This is a genomic window from Flagellimonas nanhaiensis (genome assembly GCF_003382275.1).
GTDB classification, from domain to species: domain Bacteria; phylum Bacteroidota; class Bacteroidia; order Flavobacteriales; family Flavobacteriaceae; genus Flagellimonas; species Flagellimonas nanhaiensis.
Window position 1 is genome coordinate 14,051 of record NZ_QTJX01000009.1, and the last position, 21,887, is coordinate 35,937.

The 21,887-nt window shown below is 36.0% G+C and carries 16 protein-coding genes and 1 pseudogene; 4 read left to right on the forward strand and 13 right to left on the reverse strand.

Translation table 11 applies throughout. From position 1 onward, the window contains the following. Positions 1-68 precede the first annotated feature (68 nt). The 13 genes from DX873_RS18450 to DX873_RS18510 form a co-directional block, all read right to left on the reverse strand. On the reverse strand, positions 69-1,238 hold the full coding sequence (locus tag DX873_RS18450; protein WP_116185977.1) for a glycosyltransferase family 4 protein: 1,170 nt from the start codon (positions 1,236-1,238) through the stop codon (positions 69-71). Positions 1,239-1,240: 2 nt separating this feature from the next. Next, positions 1,241-3,148: an asparagine synthase (glutamine-hydrolyzing) gene (gene asnB, locus DX873_RS18455; RefSeq protein WP_116185978.1), complete on the reverse strand. Its 1,908-nt coding sequence runs from the start codon at positions 3,146-3,148 to the stop codon at positions 1,241-1,243. A gap of 8 nt (positions 3,149-3,156) precedes the next feature. Next, positions 3,157-4,296, reverse strand: a complete 1,140-nt coding sequence (locus tag DX873_RS18460) for a glycosyltransferase (protein ID WP_116185979.1) — start codon at positions 4,294-4,296, stop codon at positions 3,157-3,159. A gap of 1 nt (position 4,297) precedes the next feature. Then, the gene (locus tag DX873_RS18465; protein ID WP_116185980.1) at positions 4,298-5,374 is read right to left on the reverse strand and encodes a glycosyltransferase; all 1,077 of its coding nucleotides are present in this window, start codon (positions 5,372-5,374) and stop codon (positions 4,298-4,300) included. Continuing rightward, complete coding sequence (locus tag DX873_RS18470) at positions 5,361-6,584, reverse strand: O-antigen ligase family protein (RefSeq protein ID WP_116185981.1); 1,224 nt, start codon at positions 6,582-6,584, stop codon at positions 5,361-5,363. The genes DX873_RS18465 and DX873_RS18470 overlap by 14 nt, the downstream gene beginning before the upstream one ends. A gap of 45 nt (positions 6,585-6,629) precedes the next feature. After that, complete coding sequence (locus DX873_RS18475) at positions 6,630-8,192, reverse strand: lipopolysaccharide biosynthesis protein (protein WP_116185982.1); 1,563 nt, start codon at positions 8,190-8,192, stop codon at positions 6,630-6,632. A 14-nt stretch (positions 8,193-8,206) separates the two neighbouring features. Further along, positions 8,207-9,148 carry a glycosyltransferase gene (locus tag DX873_RS18480; protein ID WP_116185983.1) on the reverse strand — a complete coding sequence of 314 codons (942 nt, stop codon included), beginning with the start codon at positions 9,146-9,148 and terminating at the stop codon, positions 8,207-8,209. A 38-nt stretch (positions 9,149-9,186) separates the two neighbouring features. Next, on the reverse strand, positions 9,187-10,086 hold the full coding sequence (locus DX873_RS18485) for an SGNH/GDSL hydrolase family protein (RefSeq protein WP_116185984.1): 900 nt from the start codon (positions 10,084-10,086) through the stop codon (positions 9,187-9,189). 9 nt (positions 10,087-10,095) lie between these two features. Beyond that, complete coding sequence (locus tag DX873_RS18490) at positions 10,096-11,544, reverse strand: MBOAT family O-acyltransferase (RefSeq protein ID WP_116185985.1); 1,449 nt, start codon at positions 11,542-11,544, stop codon at positions 10,096-10,098. A gap of 62 nt (positions 11,545-11,606) precedes the next feature. After that, a complete protein-coding gene (locus DX873_RS18495; protein WP_116185986.1) occupies positions 11,607-12,887 on the reverse strand; it encodes a nucleotide sugar dehydrogenase in 1,281 nt (426 codons plus the stop codon). 14 nt (positions 12,888-12,901) lie between these two features. Further along, positions 12,902-14,233: a UDP-glucose dehydrogenase family protein gene (locus tag DX873_RS18500; protein ID WP_116185987.1), complete on the reverse strand. Its 1,332-nt coding sequence runs from the start codon at positions 14,231-14,233 to the stop codon at positions 12,902-12,904. Between the two features lie 16 nt (positions 14,234-14,249). Then, the gene (locus tag DX873_RS18505) at positions 14,250-15,245 is read right to left on the reverse strand and encodes an SDR family oxidoreductase (protein ID WP_116185988.1); all 996 of its coding nucleotides are present in this window, start codon (positions 15,243-15,245) and stop codon (positions 14,250-14,252) included. A gap of 125 nt (positions 15,246-15,370) precedes the next feature. After that, positions 15,371-16,405: an NAD-dependent epimerase gene (locus DX873_RS18510; protein WP_116185989.1), complete on the reverse strand. Its 1,035-nt coding sequence runs from the start codon at positions 16,403-16,405 to the stop codon at positions 15,371-15,373. A 404-nt stretch (positions 16,406-16,809) separates the two neighbouring features. Between DX873_RS18510 and DX873_RS18515 the strand changes: the two genes are divergently transcribed. The 4 genes and pseudogenes from DX873_RS18515 to DX873_RS18530 form a co-directional block, all read left to right on the forward strand. Then, on the forward strand, positions 16,810-18,333 hold the full coding sequence (locus tag DX873_RS18515; protein ID WP_116185990.1) for a hypothetical protein: 1,524 nt from the start codon (positions 16,810-16,812) through the stop codon (positions 18,331-18,333). 205 nt (positions 18,334-18,538) lie between these two features. Next, positions 18,539-20,356, forward strand: coding sequence for an asparagine synthase (glutamine-hydrolyzing) (asnB, locus tag DX873_RS18520; RefSeq protein ID WP_116185991.1), 1,818 nt, complete (start codon positions 18,539-18,541; stop codon positions 20,354-20,356). A gap of 169 nt (positions 20,357-20,525) precedes the next feature. Beyond that, positions 20,526-21,659: a DegT/DnrJ/EryC1/StrS family aminotransferase gene (locus DX873_RS18525; protein WP_313777753.1), complete on the forward strand. Its 1,134-nt coding sequence runs from the start codon at positions 20,526-20,528 to the stop codon at positions 21,657-21,659. Next, positions 21,656-21,887: pseudogene (locus DX873_RS18530) on the forward strand (polysaccharide biosynthesis protein); the annotation flags it as partial. The gene DX873_RS18525 and the pseudogene DX873_RS18530, both read left to right, overlap by 4 nt.

The window sequence follows — 21,887 nt, forward strand, 5'->3', positions numbered from 1 at the left end:
AAGAATGCTGGTTATTTTTAGAATATTACGCATTCTTTGCCAGTACAATTATATTCAATGACCTTCGGTCAATTCAAAGTGCTGTATTCTTTGAGCAAAGCTTCCCAAAATGCCATACGATCGTATCTTGCGCAAATACGTTCTCTAACATCAAAGGAATTGAATTTTAAAGTTCCATCAAAATGACCTTTGTATAAAATGGACATGTATTTGTATAACTCTTGTGTGCTTTGTGCTGGAATTATGTATCCATTTTCTTCATGGGAAACAATTTCGTTACATCCATTGATGTCCGTGACTATACTAGGTAAACCCATAGCACCAGCTTGCATGACCACATTGGGGAAACCTTCACGATAGCTAGGGAAAGCAAGGGCATTGGCAATTGCAAAATATGGACGCACGTCAGGCTGCCATCCAGTAGCTATGATATTAGGATTTGATTCGATTTCATTCTCAGTTTTTGGTAAAACAGGATCCAGCTCCTTTTCAAAATTACCCACCAAAATCAATTTACAGTGTTTGGCTCCTTTTTGTTCGAGAAGCTTAAAAGCGTCAACAAGTTCATTTATACCTTTATCTTTTACCAATCTGCCAACAAAAATAAAGACATAGTCGTTCTCCCCAATACCCATCGATTTGCGTAATTCAAGGTTGTCCTTTTCACTATATAAGTTATTATCAAAGTACTTTGTATCTATTCCATTTGAACTTCCTTTTCCAATAACCTTAAGTTTTTCGGGTCTGGTATATTTATTCTCGATTATGATATCTTTAAGACCAAATGAGTTGGGATATACCTTTGTGGCACAAGCGTAGGTCATTTTTTCCACCCAATCAAGCAATGTTCTTTTTTTGCCTTTAGCCACCAAAAGGGGCATGCCGGCAACAGTATGTAATCTATGGGGAACCCTTGCTAGGTAAGCGGCCAACATTCCCAAAGTGCCTGCTTTGGGAGTATGCGTATGAACTATCAACGGTTTTTCTCGTCTAAAGATTCTGTATAATTGCCATGTCGCTCTAAAATCCTTAAGGGGAGTTATTTGACGGGTCATTTCAACAGGAGTGACTCTTATACCTTCGGCACTCCCAATTTTTTTAAGGGTTCCATTACCTGAACCGGAGGAAGCAATACCCAAAAGGTCGTAATGGGCGGACATAAATTTGAGCTGTCCTGTCAACAAACCTCCTAGAGATAAAGGAATGGTAGTTATTCTTATTAGTTTTGGTTTGGCCATTGTTATGTTTTATATATTCCATGGTACCATTTTTGAAAGCAGTAGAACGTCCATACTTTAAAAGTATTGTCTGCGCTACCCGACAAGTGGTCATCAACTAGTTTTATGATTGAGTCAGCTTTGAATATACCTTGTTTTTTAAGTTTATTAATGTCTATATAATACTTCAATTCATTTTTGAGTGAGTTTCTTAGCCAATCACCCACAGGTGCGCCAAAACCACTTTTTGATTTTTCTAAAAACCCATCAGGGAATTCATCCTTAAAAGCTTCTTTTAGTAGAAATTTCTTGTTCCAACCTTTTAATAAAAAGTTTTCAGGAAGTGTATTGACAAATTTCCAAAGCTCCTTATTGAGAAAAGGTGCCCGGCATTCTAAAGAATTAAGCATACTTGTTCGATCAACTTTTACCAACATATCGCCCTCAAGACTAATAAGTCGATCAATCAGCTTAAAATCGGTCAAACTTTTTGGTTCCGTAATCCCGGTTTTATCTTTATAGAGTTTAAAGGGTTCAATAATCCTGTTCTCCGGAAGGAGATAATCGTTCAACTCTCCACCAGTGAACCCCAAAGAAATTATGTCCCAATAAAACCCGCCGTCATAGTCAAAGGAATTCAATAATCTTTTTATACGGTATCGTTTCCCCCTGTTATCGTTGGATACTTTTAAAAATGGCCTACTTAGATTTTGTATGGCGCTATGGATAGGCTTTGGTACAACACCGGTATATCTTCGATTAAATTTGCCCATGTAATATTTATTGTAACCTCCAAAGACCTCATCCCCACCATCTCCAGTTAAGGCTACGGTTACATGTTCTCTAGTTTTTTTTGAAACTAAATAGGTGGGAAGTGCAGAAGAGTCGGCAAAAGGCTCATCAAAATTATTTAAAATTTGATGAAGGTCCTCCTCAATGTCTCTATCATCAATCACAAATTCATGGTGGTTACTTTTGATTAATTTTGCCACCAATTGTGATTTATCGGTCTCATCGTACGATTTTTTCTTAAATCCGACTGAGAAAGTTTCAATCGGTGAAGATTTGTATTGCGACAAGCATAAGGAGACAATGGACGAATCTACCCCTCCAGACAGAAAAGTTCCCAAAGGAACATCCGAAATAGATCTAGACGTAACACTTTGACTTACCAGATTTTTGACTTCTTTCTTTGCTTCGTTTAGGTCAATATCTGCATTGATTTTTTCTGGATATTGTGGCTCTTCAATAGATTCAACAGAATAAGTATTGGTCGCCAGGTCATAGGCTATATAGGAATAGGGAGTGAGTTTAAAGATACCTTCGTATATGCTGTAAGGAGCCGGAATGTAAGTTAACCTAAGGTAAAGGTTCAATCCCGCTTTGTCAATTTTGGGTTTGGATCCAAAATTGTTTACGATAGACTTTAATTCAGAAGCCCAACTAAATTTCCCCTCAAATTGTGTGTAATACAGAGGTTTTTCTCCGAAAAAATCACGAGCTATGAAAACCTTGTTAAGTCGCTTGTCATAAATGCTAAAAGCAAACATACCATCTAATCTTTCAAAAGCTGATATACCATCTCGTTCATAAAGCTTAAGGATTACCTCCGTGTCGCTATTGGTATTAAAGACTACACCTTCTTTTAAGAGCTCTTCCTTTAATTCTAGATAGTTATATATTTCACCATTGAAAACTATTACCAATTGTTTATCATCAGAGAAAATGGGTTGTTTACCTGAATGAAGATCAATGATGGATAAGCGACGCATGCCCATGGCTATGGTGCTGGATTCATTTTTTTCTACAAATACCCCATCATCATCAGGACCTCGATGATAAATAAGATTGTTCATCGAAATGATTTCATTTAAAGCATTCTTTGAGTTTTTATTTGTTATATAGGATATAAACCCGTTTATTCCACACATTATGCACGTTATTTTTGGAAAATTGCATTTTCAAATTCATCAAGGATAATGGATGTGTCAAAATCCTTGACCCTTTTGGCTATATTTTTTTTACACTCTAAATGGTATGAATGATTTGATTGAAAATATTCGATACCCTTCTTCATTAACTTTTCGTCTTTTACTGGAACCAAAATTCCGTATTTAGTTATTATTAAATTATCCACCTCTTCGCCATTGTATTCAAGAATTTCACTTGGGCCTGATTTACAGTTGGTGGATAAAATTGGCAAACCACATGCCATAGCTTCCAGTAGTACATTGGGAAACCCTTCATGATTAGACCCGAAAATGAATAAATCAGCATTTTTCAAATATGTATATGGATTAGGTTGAAAACCCAACAGGATTACCTGTTTTTCTAATCCCTTGGATTTGATTAATTCTTCAAGTTCGGACTGCAGAACACCATCTCCCAAAATGTATAGTCGTACGTTATCAAAATTAGCAACCGCACTGATCAGCATTTTATGGTTTTTACCTTCATCCAATCTTCCAATGCTCACTAAGTTGAAAAATTTTTTATCGAAGAAATTCTCAATGGGGGCAATACGCTGTATTTTTCTGAAGTCAATAGGATTGTTGATTACCGTTATTGCCTGATCAGAAACGCCAAAGCTTTCAATTAGATCATTCTTGTTTCCTTGAGAATTGCATATAACCGAATCCGAAAGCGGGTATAGTTTTGAGATTAGGAAACGATTTATTTTGGATTTGAAACCGCCATATCCGTACTGCAGGCTTGGAAATGCCCTTTCACTGATTATAAATTTCTTTGTTCTTTTATTTAAATATTTGGAAATCAGATTTATGTAGTTGGGTCTGGTAAGTAGGCTAAAGGAATGGGTAAGTTCTAGCTTTCTAGAAAGTTTAGCATACCTATAGGCTAATAATGGAATTTTAAAAAGTTTTTTCAACCCTGACTCATTTGACTTGGACCTTTCGATGTAGTGGACATTTATCCCTTCTGGAATATCATACACGATGCCATCATTCATAAGAATAAGATGTGTGTCAACATTTTTGGATTGAAAATGGGCAAGAAGGTAAGAAACCACCCTTTCCGCCCCTCCACCGGTTAAAGAATAAACAAGAATACCTAGCCTCATTTTAATTTACCATGGTTTTAAAAAGAGTTTCATACTTGTTCAAAATTTTTTCTGCCCCATATTTTTTATGGGTATTCCTAGAAATTTCCTGATAATCCCAATTCTTTTCAAAAATTGATTTATGGACAAGAGAGACAAATTCATTTTCATTTTGTGCTATATATCCATTTTTGCCAACTTCCACAATTTCGTTAAGCCCTCCAACTGCATTAAAGGCAACAATCGGCAAGCCTGTGGCGGCACTTTCCAACAAGCAGTTGGGAAATCCTTCAACATATGCCCCCTGAAGAAAAAGGTCACTACTTGAAAGATGCTCATCCACTTTTTTTGTGTAGGGTATGTGGGTGATTTTGTTATCCAATTTTAATTCTTTGACTAGCGCCATTATTTTCTTTCGCTCATTACCATCACCTATCATAGTGTAGTTAAAATCAAAATTCAACTTGGACAAGGCTTTAAGAATTCTCTCATGCCCTTTTTGTTTTTTTAAGCTTCCCACTGTTATAAATTGAATTGGAACACAGTCATTTTTGGTTATCTTTTGACCATTGAACTTATGGCTGATGGGGTTGTTGATCAGAGCAAGTTTATCATCAGGAAAGCCATAAACCTGCTTAAAATCATTGACCATATCCTTTGAAGTACAAAGAATTTTATCCAGGGATAAATAGGAAAATCTGAATAAACGATGTCCATAGGACTTTTTTGTATGGAACTGACTGAGAACACTCAGTACATTTGCCTCTCTCCCAATAAATTTTGTTTTGGGGAACAGTATGGATATCAAGCCCATCATCTGGTTAAGATGTCCAATGGAACTGATGATGATATCTGGCTTTTCCAAAATAATATTTTTTATAAGAGGGAATACGGATTTGAGAACTCGGGATTTTCCAAAATATTTAACTTCAATATCCTTGATGGGGTAGTCATTTTCAAATGGTTTACTTATTACCCATAATGAAGTATTAAACTCTTGTTTGTCCAAGTTCTGGGCAACAAAAGACATCACTCTCTCTGCACCACCAGGGTTCAGGGAAGGCAAGATAAATACCACATTTACCTTATTGTTTCTCAATTGCTGTGTTTTTTTTATTTAAAAGAAGCTGAGCATCAAAGAATGCCAACGATATTAATAACGATCTTTCGATGAAAATACTATGTGATATTAATCCTTCTACCACTAGGAGTATCCCAAAGATGAAATAATAGTATTGATTTTCTTTAACAGCTGTTCGTATTATGGTGGTTAGATAGAACAAATACACAGCGATTCCGATAATCCCAAAATCGACAGCCATGTATAGATAATAGTTGTGTGTTTTCAGTCTGTTAAAGGACTTATCGGAACTATAACCCGTTCCCATGCCTAAAGGATTATCGAAAAATTTGTATAAATAACTTTTAAAAAGTCCGGTTCTGCTTAATTCAGAATTATCGTCTGACTCGAATACTACCTGATCACTTTTACCTAATAGAAGTTCCATTCGCTGTCCAGCGGTACCTCTTGTAAAGGCAGGGAACTCGCTTTTTATGACATCGGCCAATGATAATAAAACCATATATAATACCGAGAAGAGAACAAATATTTGAACCATGCTTTTGAACTGACCAAACGCGGTAAGTTGAAAATTCGGCTTCCAATTGTTCATTGTTCCCAATATTAAAATAATAATCAAAGAAACTGTTCCACTCCTTGAAAAGGTCAAAAATATGGACATTACCGTAAGAAGGATTACACTGTATTTTAAAGTCTTTGATTTGTTTACCAACAAGAGAATACCAAGAGCTATAAATTTAATGCCAGAAGCCGCTTGATTGGGGTTTTCACCAAAGCCACCTTTTCTGGCGCTTTGGGCCAAATAGGCATTATAATTTGGCAATCCTATAAAAAAATCATACCAAACACTTCCAGCCAACACGATAAAAGAGATAGCCGCAAAAACAAGTAAAAATTTCTTTTTTTGTGTTCTAAAGAATTGAACTGCAAATAAATATAGAAGGATTGAAAAAACCTCCAAGGAAATAGTAGTAATGAGAATACTTGTCTCAGCTTTGGATACAGCAGCGTACAGTATAGAAATTACCAACAAAAATGTAAGGAATCTAAAACTCGGCATTTTTACAATATCGTAGTAATCCTTTACAGAATACCTAAGAAAGGCAACGACAATAAATAGAGGCACCAAAAAATTTGATGGAGTAAAAGGAACAATACCTACCCTGAACAAAAAGATATCTGCATAAGATGCAAAAAGTACCAAAAGAAATACGAGTAAATATTTCATAGGTAAATATTTTTAGGGAATTATTTTAATAGATGAATACATAGTTTATTCCTGGTCAATCTTATTTTTAGGGTTAATCTTGTTCATGAAAAAATTCATAAAGCGTTTAACAACGTCTTCAAATCCTTTGCTCAGGAACCTCAATGCAAGGAAATAGATTGTGGTGAAAATAAGACAGGAACTAAGCAATTTAAAAAAGTAAGTAACAAAATTAGACTCAAACTCCATATCTATAAGGTTTAAAGGTATAAAACATATCAATCCAGTAAAACCTAACAGCAAAAGGTGAAATGCAAAGCCTTTGACATACTTTTGGACGGGCCATTTAAAACCGTACTTAAAAAGATAATAAGGTCTCCAAATCATTACAATAATGAGTTGGCTTATAATAGTGCCGAATAACACTCCAATAATTCCATATTGGATAATACATAATAGTGATATTGCTAGGTTAACAGCACTTTGAACCAGAGGGGCCCATGTGTCACCATATAGTCCGTACGCTTGTTTGAAACAATCAACTGGCTGTCTGACCTGTAAAATAAAAAATATCCCTATAAAACAGAGTAAAATAGGCTTGGACAAAAGATAGTTTTCACCTAACCAAAGAATAATAAAACCATCGAATCCTAGCCATAAGCCGATGGAAGTAATACCTGCAAAAAAGAATCTTAGTGCCATCATTTCCCAAAAAACCTTGTCCATGGTCTTAAGGTTATTTTCTGCCACTAGGTTGCCAACACTAGCGTTGGTGCCTACAAACAGTTTGTTAAGTAGCGTATTTAAATTGTTCATTACAAGCTGGTAGTTACCCACAAAAGCAACACTTTCAGGATTTATGAAGGAAAAAATCAAAATATTATCCGTGCCATTGGAAACAAAATTGCCAATTTTATGGATACTTAACTGCTTGATTTTTTGAAGAAGTAGACCATTGTTTCTTCGAATTTCTTTAGTTGTCTTAAACTTGAAGTTGAGCCAAGGATAGATTTTTTGAATTCTATTGCGAAGAACAACAACATAAATAACAGAGAATATGATTTCTAAACTGATCCATAGAACAATATTCTGCCAAAAGTAAAGGACAATACATTGGACTAGCAGTTTAAGAATGAATGATGTTTGTCCTATTATGTTGTTTACATAGTTCTTTTGGTCAGCTTCCAAAAGAAACAGGAAATAGGCAAAGAAATAGCTGATCAAATTACTTGCGAGCAAGGCAATGAACAAATAAAGTATAAGTCCATCTTCAACAGCACTATTGGCAAAAATTACAGGAAAAAAGAATGTTAGTATTATGGCTACTAAAAGTACAATGAGACCAATTCTTTTGTAAAGATATCCAAGATACCCTATGATCTCGTTGATTTTATTTCTGTCGTTATTGAAGATGGGATTGTAAAGGGCAAAACCAACCGCAGCACCGATACCCAATTCAGCCAAGTTAAGAAATTGAAGGATACTTTTAATGGTTCCTGTGGTACCTACAAAATCATCACCCAAATATTCCAGAAAGATATTTCTGGATATAAATTGGGTGAGCACATACAGCACATGGAATGTTAGGGCAATCCACGCATTCTTAATAGTATGTACCAATCTTGACATCTAACTAAGTCTATTTAAAAATTGTTCTTATATCTAGCATGGACCCAAGCCACAAATTCAAGTACTTTTATGGGCAATCTCAAAATTAGTTTGGATCTAAAGCTCAAATTGGCTTTTTTGGCTGCTTGTTTAATCTCTCTTTTTAATTTTTTTCGATGCTCTTTGTCTACATCTAATGATTTGTTCTTGCTTAAAAGGTAGAAGTGGTCGGTATAATAATTAATTATATACTGATTGACCACCCTTTCCAATTTTTTGGTATTTGGTGTATGGTCTTTAATATATTGGGTTGCCATCATGGCAATATCCCTTTTCATTGCGGTGTACTTGCTTCTTATTACACTCTCATTTTCCCTGTTGTAGGAGTAAAGGGGGGAATTAAGATGACCTATGGATCGGATTCGGTTCAATACATCTATGGTATAAAAAACATCTTGATGTATGATGTTCGGAATAAACCTCATATCGTCAACCACTGATTTTCTATAAAGTCTTTTCCATACCTGAAAGCTAGAGGTGCTAATTACTCTTTGAAATGCCTGGTTTCTATTTTCAATTTGGAATTTATGGTCGAAATCCTTTTTTTTTGAAGGATTGTCACGCTCAATCTCAATTACGTCCAAGTTATTGGAAATCATCAGCTCAAGCATTTGTTCAAACATCAATGAATCTAAATGGTCATCACTATCCACAAATCCAATAATATCGCCCGTTGCATTATCTAAACCAGTATTTCGTGCTATACTTGAACCACCATTTTCTTGGTGAATTACTTTTATTCGCTTATCTGATTCCGCAAGGGAGTCGCAAAGCGCTGCACTTCCATCAAATGAACCATCATTGACTAAAATAATTTCAAGGTTCCTGTAAGATTGTTTACAGATACTTTTTACACATCGTTGTAAATACTGTTCAGCATTATAAACAGGAACTATAACAGAAATCAGATTGTTCATGGGCACCTTATTGTTTTGCCTTTTTTTGATTTATTCAACTACTTTGAGAGTTGTATCCCTGTATCTCTATGTATATACCTTGCCAATTCAACAACCCCTTTCTCATTTAAATGATCTTCATCGGCAAAAAGCATAGGGTTTTTTATTGTATAGGAATAGTCCAGATTAAAATCAAGATCTAGACTTTCAATAAAATCATTTACATTTTTCAAGTCATTAGGTTCACATTGTTCAATATATTCTGGATACACAGGAAAACGTACTCCGATTACTTTGATATTTTTGGACTTATATAGTTTGACCATTTCCCTGAAGACTACGGTGTCATTGCTATTTGACAAAATATTATTGTGGTCAATTTTCCCAGTTTTTGTAGCGATTGTCTTCTTTTTTGACTCTGGTAGTTCTTCCCAGTTTTCCTTTTTTGACTGTTTTCCAAAATTTCTAATATCGGTCAGGGTTTTATTTAAAAAGAATTTTAGATAGTTATCATTGAACAAAGGAACCCTTTCAACAAAAAGGTTCAATTTACTTTTTTCATAAATGTCCAGAGAATCTTTGACTCTCAACAAATAGGGATTGAGAAACGAGCTGTTGGAAGAAATGCTATTGTTAAACAATTGAGGTTCAGTGGAGATAAATGCGTATTGTATATCAGGATTGAAATCTGTGACAATAAGCGATTTCACATACATTTCCTTGATACCATCTGCACCAAAAGCCAAATTGCCAATATGATTGTCCTCGTTTAAATGGCGAATGGTCTCTGAATGTGAATCTCCCAAAAAAATTGACTTGTTTTTGGACGACAAGAATAACTCAATCCTACTTTGGTACTTTTCCTCTTGGGCATAAAAATTACTTGTTGTATAGCATATAAGGTTAAGCAAAATAAAGCCCACTACGTACGGTAAGGATTTAATGATAATATTTTTCATGCCTCTGCTTTAAAATTGAAAATATATAAAATCGATTTTGCCATTTGTCGCCCTAAAGAAAATTATAAGCAACAATAAAGAACAGTAAGCCAATTGTTTTATTGGTATTTTAAAGGAGGAAACTTGAAAAGAATAGGAGGCGTTTCGATTCATGAGCTCAAACAAAGCCAAATAGCCAATACTTATGATCAGTATAAACGGTTGTGCAAAAGAGCCAAACTGTTTTAAATATGGTACAGGATTGACAAACAATGAAGAGGATAAAATCTCAGTAATCATTTTTATTGCAATTGCCACCGAGTCCGCTCTAAAAAATATCCAAGCAAGGGTCACGGAAATAAAAGTTATAACAATACTCAAGGGCTTGGGTATTGAAATGGGCCTTTTGGTGTTTTGACCAAACAAGTTGCTAAATGCATTTTGGATTAGGTAAAACAGAGAATGCAATGCCCCCCAGATTATAAATGTCCAATTAGCCCCATGCCAAAACCCACTTACCGTAAAAGTGACGACGATATTATATATTCTTCTAATCTTAGAATTTGACCGACTTCCACCTAATGGAATGTATACATAATCCCTAAACCAAGTAGAAAGCGAAATGTGCCAACGTCGCCAGAAATCCTGAATATTTTCCGCAAGATACGGTGACCTAAAGTTTTGCATGAGATTAAAGCCTAGAATTCTGGAAATTCCAATTGCAATATCAGAATAGCCCGAAAAATCCCCATAGATTTGAAATGCGAACAGCAATACTCCGATTAATAGCATACTTCCGGGAAGAGTATCGGAGTTTTCAAAAATATGGTTTACATATTGTGCGCAATTGTCAGCAATAACTATTTTTTTGAAAAGACCCCAAATGGATTGTTTTATTCCTTCTTTTGCCTCGCTTAGGTTGAATTTCCTTTTTATGCCAAATTGTGGAAGTAGATTTTTGGCCCTTTCAATAGGACCAGCTACCAATTGTGGGAAAAATGACACAAAGGCCATAAATTCCAAAAGATTGGGAGTGGCCTTCATTTGCCTTCTGTAAATATCAATGGTATAACTCATAGTTTGGAATGTGTAAAAACTTATTCCAACTGGAAGTATAACCTTAATAAAAAACGGATTGCTTTGAAATCCAAAAAAGTTCAGCACATCAACTGTAGATTCTGCAAAAAAGTTATAGTACTTAAAAAAACCTAAAATCCCTAGGTTTATAAAAACACTCAGAAGCAATAGCCTTTTTCTAACTGCTGTATTTTCGCTTTTATCAATTCGGAGACCAATTAGATAATCACTTATAGAACTTATAAAGATTAATGATAAAAACCTCCAGTCCCACCAGCCATAGAACACATAGCTTGAGACCAATAATAAAAAGTTTTGTGCTCTTAACTGTTTGTATGATAAAAAATACAGTAGAAAAACAACTGAAAAGAAAATCGCGAACTCAAAAGAATTAAAAAGCATTTCTTATATGAGTTTATGGGTTATTAAAGCTATTTAGGTTCAGTTATTGAAATTTTCTCTAACTATAGTGAACCATGCGTCTCACATTCCAAAACTCCCTTTACGTCATACAAAATTCCTTCACTTGTCAACAGATTTTGGAAATCCAATGTTAAAAAATCCTTGTGTGCTACGGTCAATACAACCGCATCATATTTTCCTTCAGGAAGTTTCTTGTTGGTAGTTAGGCCATATTCATGCGCTACTTCCTCAGGTGACGCCCAAGGGTCAAAAACATCAACGTTGGTACCATAACTTTGAAGATTAGTAATTACATCAACGGCTTTTGTATTACGAACATCGGGGCAGTTTTCCTTGAAGGTGATGCCTAAAACTAAAATTTTTGATCCTTTTACCTTTATGTCGTTTTGAACCATCAACTTAACGACTTCCGAAGCAACATACTTACCCATGCTATCGTTCATCCTTCGACCTGACAGGATGATTTCAGGATGATAGCCATATTCCTGAGCTTTTTGAGCTAAATAGTATGGGTCAACACCGATACAATGTCCGCCAACCAAACCTGGTTTGAAAGGAAGGAAGTTCCATTTGGTCCCAGCTGCCTTTAAAACATCACTGGTGTTAATACCCATAAGATTAAAAATCTTTGCGAGCTCATTTACGAAGGCAATGTTGATATCCCTTTGGGAGTTTTCAATAACCTTTGCCGCTTCTGCTACCCTAATGGTTGGGGCCATATGTGTCCCAGCAGTTATAACCGAAGCATATAGGGCATCAACTTTTTTGCCAATCTCAGGAGTGGAACCGGAAGTTACCTTTAAAATTTTCTCAACCGTGTGCTCTTTGTCACCGGGATTAATTCTCTCAGGAGAATAACCAACAAAAAAATCTTTGTTAAATTTCAGATTACTTGTTTTCTCAAGGACAGGTACGCATTCATCTTCTGTCACGCCGGGATATACTGTTGATTCATAAATTACGATATCTCCATTTTTTAGAACCCTGCCCACTGTTTCACTTGCTTTGTATAGGGGTGTAAGTATAGGTCTGTTGGTGCTGTCGACAGGAGTTGGTACTGTAACAATATAATAGGTGCAATCCTCAATGTCTTTGCTTTCGAATGTACAGAATAATCCTATATCTGTATTGGGAGACGAAACCAGAACTTCCTGTAGTATGTCATCCTCAACTTCAAGTGTGGAATCGTTGCCTGAACGAAGTTCCTCTATACGTTCTTGGTGAATATCAAACCCAACAACAGGATATTTGGTGGCCAGTAATCTTGCCAGTGGTAAACCTACATATCCTAAACCAATTACAGCAATTTTTATATTATCCATAATTACTTTTCCTCTTATTTTTTCCCAATTTGATAGTATTTGAAATCGTTGTCAGCCATGCGTTCATGGTTATATTGGTTTCTACCATCAAAAATTATTGGCTGATTAAGTTGTTTTTTGATTTCGGCAAAATCCGGAGAACGGAATTCTTTCCATTCAGTTAGCAAAATCATGGCATCGGCACCATCCAAAGTTTCATATTTGGAATTATAATATTCCACACTTTCTGAAATGTCTTTCAAGTAGAAGTGTTTTGCCTCATCCATTGCCTTAGGGTCATAAGCCTTTATTTTAGCTCCTCGAGCCACCAGCTCTCTAATTATATAAATCGAAGGAGCCTCTCTCATATCATCGGTTTCTGGCTTAAATGCAAGCCCCCATATTGCAAAAGTTTTGTTGGAAAGATTTTCTCCAAAATGCGATACAACTTTGTTGGCTATGACCAGTTTTTGTCTGTCATTTACATTTTCGACAGCACCAATCAATTCGGCCGAGTAACCATTTTCTTCAGCTGTTTTCTTAAGTGCCTTTACATCTTTGGGGAAACAAGATCCGCCATAACCACTTCCTGGATAGATAAAACTGTAACCTATGCGACTGTCGGAACCAATTCCAATTCTCACTTTATTAACATCCGCCCCAACTAATTCACAAATATTTGCAACTTCATTCATGAATGAGATTTTAGTGGCCAACATGGCATTTGCCACATACTTTGTCATTTCGGCGGATTTAACATCCATCGTAATCAATCTGTCTGTACTGCTTCTAAAAAATGGGGCATATAAAGTCCTCATTTTTTCGGTTGCGAGCTCATCGTCTGACCCCACAACTACACGGTCAGGTTTCATGAAATCGTTTATTGCATCTCCTTCTTTCAGAAACTCAGGATTGGAGACGACATGAAAATCAAGGGAAACGTTACGTTTCTCCAATTCCTTTGCAATAGTTTCGTTGACTTTGTCTGCTGTTCCTACAGGAACAGTGGATTTATCAACGATGATAAGTGGTTTTGACATATGTTGGCCTATCTGACTTGCTACTTGCAAAACGTATTGCAAATCGGCAGAACCATCTTCTCCCATTGGCGTACCTACGGCTATAAAGGCTATATCACAATTCTCCAGATTTTCGGAAAGTTCAGTGCTAAAGTGTAAAGTCTTATTTTTAATGTTTCGTTGAACCATGGGTTCCAGTCCAGGTTCATAAATTGGAATGATTCCCTTTTTTAGGTTTTCAATTTTCTGGCTATCTACGTCGATGCAGGTAACCGTATTGCCCATTTCGGCAAAACATGTTCCACTGACTAAACCCACATAGCCGGTTCCAATTACAGTTAAGTTCATTTGTTACAATTTTATTTTATAAGTTGTTCCAATACCATTTTACTGCTTCTTCTAATCCTTTTTCCATATTGAACTTTGGATTGTATCCCAGCAGTTTTTTTGCTTTGTCAATCGAGGCTAGGGAGTGGGGGACATCTCCTTGTCTTGTTGGACCATACAAAACTTCTATATCAGCAATTTTTGAATCGAAAGTGGCCAAGTTTTTCTTTAATAAGAACACTAACTGATTCAAATCTGTACGTTCACCAAACGCTACATTATAAACTGTATTTATTGCATCTACATTATCGGTAATCAAAGCTCTAACATTCATTTCAATTACGTTGTCTATGTAGGTGAAATCTCTTGAATAAGTACCATCTCCATTGATTACTGGAGATTCGTGATTCATAAGTTGAATCACAAATTTTGGTATTACTGCTGCATAAACTCCTTTTGGATCTTGTTTTCTTCCAAATACATTAAAATAGCGTAACCCAATTGTTTCCAAACCATAGGTTTTAGAAAATATGTCTGCATATAATTCATTGACATATTTTGTAATAGCATATGGAGATAAAGGTTTTCCTATATTATCTTCAATTTTTGGAAGTGATTTTGAATCACCATAGGTTGAGGAGCTTGCAGCGTAAACAAAACGCTTAACATTACAATCCCTTGCAGCAATGAGCATATTCAAAAAACCAGAAACATTGACATCATTACTGGTAATGGGGTCTTTTATTGATCTTGGAACCGACCCCAAGGCGGCTTGATGTAAAACATAATCCACATTTTTACAGGCCTTGTTACAATCATCCAGATTTCTGATATCGCCTTCGATAAACTGAAATCTTTCATTTTTAAGAAAAGGTTCTATGTTTTCTTTTTTACCTGTTGCAAAATTATCCAGACCTATGACGGTATTCCCATTATCAAGGAGTGATTCACAAAGATTTGAACCTATAAAACCAGCAGCGCCGGTAACTAAAATTTTAGAATTAGGGTTTAAATTTAACCTCTGTATGTTCATGTGTTTTTATTTCGTGGCAAAGATGAAGAAAAGAAACCGAATAGCATCCCAAATTATATTAACAGCTTGAATAATCGATAAAAGTGATAAGTGAACTAAGCACTTCGTAGCATTTGAAAGCTTTTTTATAAGCAGATATTAAAATAATCTTTGTACCATTTAACAAAATGTGAGACCCCTTCTTTAATAGTTGTATTGGGGCTGTAGTCAAAATCATTAATCAATTCATCAACGTTGGCCCATGTTCTTTCAACATCACCCGGTTGCATATCAAGAAATTCCCTTTCAGCCTTTTTTCCCAATTCCTCTTCAATTGCATCTATAAAATCAAGAAGTTTTACAGACTGGTTGTTTCCAATATTATAGATTTTATAGGGTTCATTCGTGTTAATACGCCGTTTCACATCATCCTCCAGTACTCTAACCACACCTTCAACAATGTCATCGATATACGTAAAATCCCTCTCAAGATTGCCATTATTGAAAATTTTTATGGGTCTATCGTTCACAATAGCGTCGGTAAAAAGAAACATTGCCATATCTGGCCGACCCCATGGGCCATATACAGTAAAGAACCTCAAGCCAGTGGTTGGGAAACCAAATAGATGTGTGTAGGTATGAGCCATGAGCTCATTGCTCTTTTTTGTAGCAGCATATAGGCTTATGGGGTTATCAACTCGATCAGTAGTCTCAAAGGGAACCTTCTTGTTCAAACCATAAACACTTGAGCTACTTGCATAAACCAAATGCTGGATGTTGAAGTTTCTGCAACATTCCAAGATATTTTGAAAACCGACTATATTGCTATTTATATATGCTTTTGGATTCTCAAGACTATATCTGACCCCAGCTTGAGCAGCTAAGTTACATACTGTATCAAAATTCTCCGAGTCGAACAAATTTCTAAGCTCGTCATCCTCCTCTAAAGAAAGACGAATAAATTTGAGCGCATCTCCAAACTTGATGCTAGTTGTCATAGTGTTGAAAACCTCGGCTTTTTCCTTTGAGATTCCAAGCTCTTCAAGTCTACCATACTTGAGAGACGTGTCATAGTAATTATTTATGTTGTCCAATCCTATGACTTGATGCCCCTTTTCAACAAGTTTTTTTGAGAGATGGAAGCCAATAAACCCAGCGGCTCCAGTAACAAGTATTTTCATATGGTCATTTGAGTTACAAATATGGCAATAGCAAAACAGAATCCTTCAATTCTTAGGCCATTTATCATTAAAAAACGGTAAAAGGTAATTCATCAAAAAGGCATCATTATTATCAAAATCTTTTTTACCGGCAAAATGTTAATAAAAAGAGTATTTGGTCGATAAAATAGCCAATTAGTGTTAAAAAAATCGATGAAACAATCCATTTTTTGGTTGAAATACGTAGATGAAGCGATTGAGAAAATTGATGAATTGTGCCCAGCAAAATAGGCATGGATTCATGCTTGGTTAAAAAGAAGAAAGTGATTTTGCTAAAAATAATGCAGTTCGTCGAATAATTACGTCATTTTATCTAAAAAAAATAAATAAAAAGTAAATTTAAACCCCAAACACCCCACTTTGCCATGAACAAGTTATATGAAACTTCTATTTACATGCTACTTGCTTTTGTTTTCCTTGCCTTGCTTTTTTCGTGCGAAAAAGATTCAGATGTCTTTTATGAGACTGTTCAGGAAGAAATCTCAAAGAATAACAGTGAGGAAAACACGATTATTGAAGGCTCCAATGGAGAAGATACTCCAAATATTGACGATACTATTTCCACAGATCTCAAAGCATTTCCATCAGCATTTGGTGCTGGTGCATACGTAACTGGGGGTAGAGGCAAGCCCGTATACAAAGTAACCAATTTGAATGATAGTGGCTCTGGTAGTTTCAGACAAGCACTGACCGATGCTAATAAAACTGATGGAGGTATTATTGTTTTTGAAGTTTCAGGTACAATCGATTTAAAATCTTGGTTGACTATTTCCACTAACAATCTTACCATTGCAGGGCAAACCGCACCCGAGGGGGGAATTACTATCACGGGTACCAGATTTAGGGCAGATAGGTGCAATAATGTAATTATGAGATATATAAGAATTAGACCTACATACACCGGTGAGGACACCTTTGAATGGATAAGTTGTCATGACATTATTGTAGATCACGTATCGGCAACGTGGGGTGGAGACGAAGCCTTTAGCACAAGGGCCTATACCGGACAACCGGTATACAACTTCACAATACAAAATATGATTATAGCTGAAAGCAAAACTGGAAGCCTTTTTGGAGATAGCACCAATCCAAGTTTAGCTTGGGATTTGAGTTTTCATAATTCATTGTTTTTCAATATATCTCATAGAGTACCTAACATCAATGCCTCAGGTAGGGCGGATGTCATAAACAACGTAACTTGGGATTGGCAAGCACGTTTGACTTTTGTCAATGGTGATTCCCAGTTAAACCATATGAACAACTACTATGGAGGAGGAAGTAGAAATAGCCTTGGAAAATCAAGGAATACAGCTTCCACATCGTATTCTCACAGTATTTACTCGGCTGGGAATTATATTGATAAAAATATTTTCACAGATTTAACGGCCAAAAATGAAAGCCTTTGGGTTGAATTTAATGGTGGCCAACAAGATGCTCCGTTATCCTCAGATAATTTTACCAATACGCCTCACGATTTGCTTGGAGCCCCTTTACAAGTATTACCTGCTAACGAGGCATTCACTAAGGTGATAAACGATGCCGGCTGTAATAAATATATAGATGACAACGGTAATGTGGTTGTAAAATGGGATTTCATTGATGCGGAGTATTTAGCGATTATCAATCAAGGTGAAGGTTCATACGATTCATATGAAAACAGTCCAGAAACCTTTACAAGTGAAAGAAGATATATCGATTTTCACAACTCGGTCAGTGCGACTCCTTGGGCAACACGCAATGCAGACTATGACAAGGATAATGATGGAATGGCCGACATTTGGGAAATTGCGTACGGACTTAATCCCAATATTGATGATAGTAATGGAGATAAGGATGAAGACGGTTATACCAATATTGAGGAATTTATAAATATGGTAGATGTTAACTAGACCATATTAAACAACTAAGGCAATCAATTCAAAAAGGGCAGTAAACTTACTGTCCTTTTTTATTGAGTAGAACTTCTATCGAGATATTGTCTCACCGAGTAAAACAACCTTTTTATCGTTTTCTTCTCATAATTTTAACTGTTAAATTTTAAGCTGGTATTTTCGCATTTTAAATTTTGGACGAAATCAACTTCATAGCGAAAATATGTGTGGCATATATTTTAACAGTTCTGCGATAGGAAAGAAGCTTACAGAGAAGAAGCTGAAATCAATACAATATCGTGGCCCTGACCATATGGGTATTGAAAATATAGACGGAATGACCTTTGGTCATTTAAGACTTTCCATTCTTGACTTGGATAGTCGATCTAATCAACCCATGGAATACTATGGATTCCATATTATTTTCAATGGAGAAATATATAACTACTTGGATGTCCGAGAGAAATTAAGGAAAAAAGGGTACGATTTTAGAACGGAAAGTGACACAGAAGTGTTGTTGGCTTCATACAAGGAATGGGGCAATGATATGTTGCAATATATCAACGGGATGTTCGCTTTTGTCATATATGACACAGAAAACAAAAAGTTATTTGCGGCAAGGGATCGGTTAGGTGTAAAACCGTTCTATTATTATTTTAAGAACGGTGTGCTAGAGATTTGCAGTCAATTAAAACCAATTCTATTAGATAAGAAAACCGCGGTAAATAAGACAGCCATTTCAATTTTTCTGGATTGTAGATATGTGCCAAGCCCTTATACGATCGTGGAAGATGTTTTTAAGTTGCCTCCTGGGAACTTTTTGGAGTACAATATCGATGAGAACAAGATAAAAATCACCGAATATTGGAACCTAAAAAAAGTCGAAAAGAAAAAAATAAGTTACGAAGAAGCAAAATCTAAACTTCATGATTTACTGACTGATGCGGTAAAAATCAGGTTGCAGTCAGATGTTCCCATCGGATCTTTTCTGTCTGGAGGAATTGACTCTGCTCTTGTTTCGAGCATAGCGGCAAAAGTTTCCAATAACAAGATCAATACGTTCTCCATCGGTTTTGATGATCAGAATTTTAACGAAAGTGATATTGCGGAACGTTATGCATCCATAATAGGCTCCAACCATAAAACAACTATCTGTCAACCAAAGGATGCTTTGGGCCAACTCGATAAATTCGCAAGAGTATATGATGAGCCATTTGCCGATAGTTCAGCCTTACCTTCTTTGCTTTTGAACAAAAATGCAAAAGAAGTAGTTACTGTAGCTCTTTCTGGAGATGGAGGAGATGAAAGCTTTTTAGGATACTACCACTTTCCATCACTGGTGAAGCACAAACACATAATAGATATCCCATATTTTATCAGAAAAGTATTGGCAAAGCCCTTTTTTCTAAACTTAATAGGCCAAAATAATTTTAGGGTTAAAAAGGCACTCAGCTCAAGGTCAAGGAATGATTTTATTGAAAATATTTTCTCAGCTAAAGGTTTTTTGTTAAAAGAGAAGCGGCAAGGCTGGATGAAGCATTACCAAGGCTATAAAATATGGTCCAGAAGTATATTACAGAAAGCTGCCGATTTAAATATAAAACTGTGGTTGGAAAACGATAGTAATGTAAAAGTAGATAGGGCAAGTATGGCATATTCAGTTGAGGTTAGAAGCCCATTCCTGGATTACAGGGTAGTAGAGTTTGCCAGATCATTGCCTGTATCATACCGATATATGAAGGGTAGGCAGAAAAGGATTTTAAGGGATATACTATCTGAGTATATACCAGAACATGTATTTAATCAACCGAAGCGCGGGTTTAATATTCCTTTGGAAAATTGGTTGCGGAAGGATTTAAGAGATGAGGTTCTGTCGTCATTGAATAATGAATTCTTGGAGAAAGTTCCCAATCTTGACTCTGAAAAATTCAAAAAACTCTTGGATGAGCACATGAACAAAGGTAAAAATCATACCGTTTCCATATGGACAGTCTATGTTCTGAGTAGATGGTACAAAGAATTTCAATTTTCGATTGAATAGAAGATTTGTTTTGTTTTAGAGCATGTACCTTGAAGTTACTTTTAAAAGGGTAATAAGCAAGGATTTGCGCTTAAACGAGAATTTCCAACATATATCGAATAGTCAAATCGATTTTGGCTGAATCACGGTTTAAGAAGTATTTTAGTATAAATTTCCAACTCTAACCTTAATGGAAACCTCTTTGCAAAAGAAAGTATGGCTCTCGTCGCCCCATATGGGAAATAGTGAAAAGAGCTATGTAGAAGAAGCTTTTACGACCAATTGGATTGCTCCATTAGGCCCTAATGTAAGTGGTTTTGAGAGAGATATTGAGGAGTACATTGGTAATGATGTGCATGCGGCCTGCTTGAGCTCGGGAACAGGGGCTATTCACTTGGCACTGGAACTACTGGGGGTAGGCTTAAATGATGAAGTACTTTGTCAAAGTTTTACTTTCGCGGCCTCTGCTAATCCAATCACTTATTTAGGGGGTAAACCTATCTTTATAGATAGTGAGTCCGAAACATGGAATATTTCACCTGAACTTCTTGAAAAAGCAATTATCGATAGAATTCAACTCGGAAAAAAACCGAAAGCGATTATTGCGGTCCATTTATACGGGATGCCCTATAAAATAGATGAGGTCCATGCTGTTTCCAAAAAATATAATATTCCGATAGTTGAGGACAGTGCGGAAGCTTTGGGGAGTTCATATCAGGGGATTAGATGTGGCAGCTTTGGTGACATTGCCATTTTATCGTTTAACGGAAACAAAATTATTACTACTTCCGGAGGAGGGGCTTTGTTGAGTAAGGATGAGAAGATAAAACAGAAAGCAATTTTTTTATCCACGCAGGCTAGGGATAACGCACCACATTATCAGCACTCACACATTGGGTATAATTATCGAATGAGCAATGTCCTTGCTGGAATAGGTAGAGGGCAGATGGAAGTTCTTCCTGAAAGGATTGGTGCAAGAAGAAATAATTTTTTGTTTTACAAGGAAGTCCTATCAGATTTTAAGGAAATAACTTTTTTGGAAGAACCATATGGGACATATTCAAATAGATGGCTGACATGCATTTTGACCCCTTCCTTCAAGATACGTGAAAAGATTAGGGTTGCACTCGAAAAAGAGAACATTGAATCTAGACCATTATGGAAACCCATGCACTTGCAGCCGATATTCGAAAATGAAACGCATTATGTAAATGGTGTAAGCGAAGACCTTTTTAATAGAGGTTTATGCCTGCCCAGTGGTTCAAATTTGGATCGTGAAGACCTTGTCCGAATTTGTGATATCATTAAAAACCTACTTCAGTGATAAAAAAATACTTTTTTGACAATAACAGGCCCTATACTTCTAAATGGACAGTTTTGTTCATTGATTTGTGCATTGTTTCTGTTTCTTTTATTTTGGCTTACTTCATTAGATTCAATCTAAGTTTCAATTTTGATGTTCAAAAACTAAAGGTGCAGCTTCCGGTAGTGATTTTGTTGTTTTTGGGTGCATTTTTGATATCTGGAAGTTACAAGGGAGTTGTTCGGCATA

Bases quoted from the DNA above. Each gene is read 5' to 3' on its own strand.
- DX873_RS18470 (WP_116185981.1), bottom strand. From the start codon at position 6,584: ATGAAATATTTACTCGTATTTCTTTTGGTACTTTTTGCATCTTATGCA.
- DX873_RS18480 (WP_116185983.1), bottom strand. From the start codon at position 9,148: ATGAACAATCTGATTTCTGTTATAGTTCCTGTTTATAATGCTGAACAG.
- DX873_RS18490 (WP_116185985.1), bottom strand. From the start codon at position 11,544: ATGCTTTTTAATTCTTTTGAGTTCGCGATTTTCTTTTCAGTTGTTTTT.
- DX873_RS18450 (WP_116185977.1), bottom strand. From the start codon at position 1,238: ATGGCCAAACCAAAACTAATAAGAATAACTACCATTCCTTTATCTCTA.
- DX873_RS18475 (WP_116185982.1), bottom strand. From the start codon at position 8,192: ATGTCAAGATTGGTACATACTATTAAGAATGCGTGGATTGCCCTAACA.
- DX873_RS18495 (WP_116185986.1), bottom strand. From the start codon at position 12,887: ATGGATAATATAAAAATTGCTGTAATTGGTTTAGGATATGTAGGTTTA.
- DX873_RS18485 (WP_116185984.1), bottom strand. From the start codon at position 10,086: ATGAAAAATATTATCATTAAATCCTTACCGTACGTAGTGGGCTTTATT.
- DX873_RS18500 (WP_116185987.1), bottom strand. From the start codon at position 14,233: ATGAACTTAACTGTAATTGGAACCGGCTATGTGGGTTTAGTCAGTGGA.
- asnB (WP_116185978.1), bottom strand. From the start codon at position 3,148: ATGTGTGGAATAAACGGGTTTATATCCTATATAACAAATAAAAACTCA.
- asnB (WP_116185991.1), top strand. From the start codon at position 18,539: ATGTGTGGCATATATTTTAACAGTTCTGCGATAGGAAAGAAGCTTACA.
- DX873_RS18510 (WP_116185989.1), bottom strand. From the start codon at position 16,405: ATGAAAATACTTGTTACTGGAGCCGCTGGGTTTATTGGCTTCCATCTC.
- DX873_RS18505 (WP_116185988.1), bottom strand. From the start codon at position 15,245: ATGAACATACAGAGGTTAAATTTAAACCCTAATTCTAAAATTTTAGTT.
- DX873_RS18525 (WP_313777753.1), top strand. From the start codon at position 20,526: ATGGAAACCTCTTTGCAAAAGAAAGTATGGCTCTCGTCGCCCCATATG.
- DX873_RS18460 (WP_116185979.1), bottom strand. From the start codon at position 4,296: ATGAGGCTAGGTATTCTTGTTTATTCTTTAACCGGTGGAGGGGCGGAA.
- DX873_RS18515 (WP_116185990.1), top strand. From the start codon at position 16,810: ATGAACAAGTTATATGAAACTTCTATTTACATGCTACTTGCTTTTGTT.